The sequence below is a fragment of the Mycobacterium sp. genome (genome assembly GCF_049280035.1).
GTDB lineage: Bacteria > Actinomycetota > Actinomycetes > Mycobacteriales > Mycobacteriaceae > Mycobacterium.
On sequence record NZ_JBAPPI010000790.1, the window covers coordinates 1 to 2,235 of the forward strand.

Below are 2,235 nucleotides of genomic sequence, written 5' to 3' on the forward strand. Positions count from 1 at the left end.
CCCGCAAAACATGGACAAGCTGGCTGATCGGGCGGCGCAATATCTCAGCGGCGATTTCCAGGCTGCATACCGCAAGTACATCGACGCGATCGTAGCGCCGAACAAACAAGCCCAAATCACCAACACCACGCAAGTTACCGGCGCGGCGGTCGAGTCGCTGAACGGTTCGGACGCCACCGCCGTCGTCTACACCAACACCACCTCCACCAGCCCGGCTACCAAAGACATTCCCTCCCTGAAGTACTTGTCCTATCGGCTGGTCATGAAACGTGATCACGCGCGATGGCTGGTGACCAAAATGACGACCATCACCTCGCTGGATCTGACGCCCAAGTTCTAAGGACCGCATGGCCGCTGACGTGATGGCCTCGCCGGTATCGGACCGACTGACGGTTGCGGCGTTGTTGCTGTTGACATTCGCGACCGGGCTGGTCGATGCGATCAGCGTGCTGGTGCTCGGTCACGTCTTCGTCGCGAACATGACCGGGAACATCATCTTCCTCGGATTCTGGTTCGTACCCCGGGCGGGTGTCGATCTGACCGCCGCAATCGTTGCGTTCGTTAGTTTCCTCACCGGCACCGTCATCGGTGGCCGGCTGGCCCGGCACTTCGGCGTGCAGACCCGCCGGTGGCTCACCACGGCGCTGGGCATCGAGGTCGTCGTGTTGGTGGCGCTGTCGATCCTGGCCGGCGCGGGTGTGCTGAGCTATCAAGCCAACACCAAACTGTTTCTGATCAGCGGGCTGGCAACGACATTCGGCGTGCAGAATGCCACCGCACGCCAGTTCGGCATTCAGGAGCTGAGCACCACCGTGCTCACGTCGACGGTCGTCGGTATCGGTGTCGACAGCAGGCTGGCCGGCGGCACCGGTACACGCGAAAAGCTACGCTACAGTGTCATTTTGGCGATGTGCGGCGGTGCTATCGTCGGCGCTACGATGTCACGGTTCACCGTGGCCCCGGTGATCGCGCTGGCCGCGGCGGTGGTTGCGGTCAGCCTGCTGATCTTCCGGTTCGGGCCTGATCGCACCGCCGTCGGACCTAATTGAACGCGAGCCAGCTGGGTAGCGAGCGCTCATGCGAGTCGCAAAGTACCTGGCGGGTATCGCAATTGCCTTTCGGCACGCCGGCCCCGGCCCACATGCCACCGGTGTCGCGGCGCAGCACGATCGCCGATGACCCGCCCCCGTCCAGCAAGACAGCGGTGTCGCTGCCCAACCCGCGGAACAGGTCCTGGATGTTGTCCGGGGTGTAGCTGCCGCCTTGGAACACATACATCTCGTCTCGGGGTTTCGAATAGGCAAGAGCCGTGCGCGCGGCGCTGGGACCGCCGTCGTGGAGCTGCCCGGTGCTGCCCGGCGATAACAGCCCCAGCCCGCTCACCGCGACGAACGACTCGCCCCGATCAACCAAGCCGGTGACGACCGAGGTGGCGGCATCGTAGTCATGGCCATCGCGGCCGCCCCTGGGCCACACCACCGATGGCGCACCCTGGGTCGGCAGGATCATTGTCGCCAATGCACTCCAATTTTCGCCCCCGCCGGACAGGCCTTGTTTGCCCGCATAGGGAATCGTGCCGGTGACTGCCTGATTGGCGTGGCCCTGGCCGTGAGTGTTGTCCACGTAGGCTCCCAGCGGTGAACTACAGCCGGTGGACCGCCAAGAGCCGGACTTCTGCCCGCGGACGTCGAAGAAATTGGCATTGATGGCGATCGTCGGCTGGCCCATCACCTGCCAGGCCTGCACTGGAGCGTAGGTCTCCGAGGCTTGCATCAACCCGTCGCCGGTGCGTGCCCCGGGATTGCGTTCACAGCGTGCCTGGTAACCGCTATGGCTGTCCACCAGCAGATGTGGTGAAAGCCGTTGCGAGGCACCTTTGATGATCATCAGGTGGCCACCGCTGTTGCCGTCATACCAGCTACCGCCGGCGTTGAGCATCGGCGCCGGATGCCCACCGCCGAAGTTGTACACCAGATAGGAACCTTGGGTGTTGGCAATGGCATTGGCCAACAGGTCACGGGCCTCGGCGCGCGCGACCGGCTGCCCGGTACTGGTCGCCAGCGCCAGGCACAGCATCAGCACGGCGCAGCAGGCTGCGATGCGCCGGAAGGCGGCGGCGAGAGACGGCACGGTTGCCCTTTCGGCGCGAAAGTTGGTACAAACAGCACAACATCAACCGCACGGATAACGCAGTAAACTTGCATAACAGTCGCGTGACGGTTTAGGCGCGGTCCA

At 63.8% G+C, this 2,235-nt stretch carries 2 protein-coding genes and 1 pseudogene; 2 read left to right on the top strand and 1 reads right to left on the bottom strand.

Annotation, left to right across the window (positions count from 1 at the left end; genetic code table 11):
• Together WAN71_RS25115 and WAN71_RS25120 are read left to right on the top strand one after the other, a co-directional pair.
• Window positions 1-340 (top strand): annotated as a pseudogene (locus WAN71_RS25115) (mammalian cell entry protein); the annotation flags it as partial.
• A 7-nt stretch (window positions 341-347) separates the two neighbouring features.
• Complete coding sequence (locus tag WAN71_RS25120; RefSeq protein WP_422227922.1) at window positions 348-1,049, top strand: YoaK family protein; 702 nt, start codon at window positions 348-350, stop codon at window positions 1,047-1,049.
• On the opposite strand, the gene WAN71_RS25125 is transcribed toward WAN71_RS25120, so the two are convergent.
• Window positions 1,042-2,076 (bottom strand): phosphodiester glycosidase family protein, encoded by a 1,035-nt coding sequence (locus tag WAN71_RS25125; protein ID WP_422227923.1) that lies wholly within the window; start codon window positions 2,074-2,076, stop codon window positions 1,042-1,044. The genes WAN71_RS25120 and WAN71_RS25125 overlap by 8 nt on opposite strands.
• Between the last annotated feature and the right edge of the window lie 159 nt (window positions 2,077-2,235).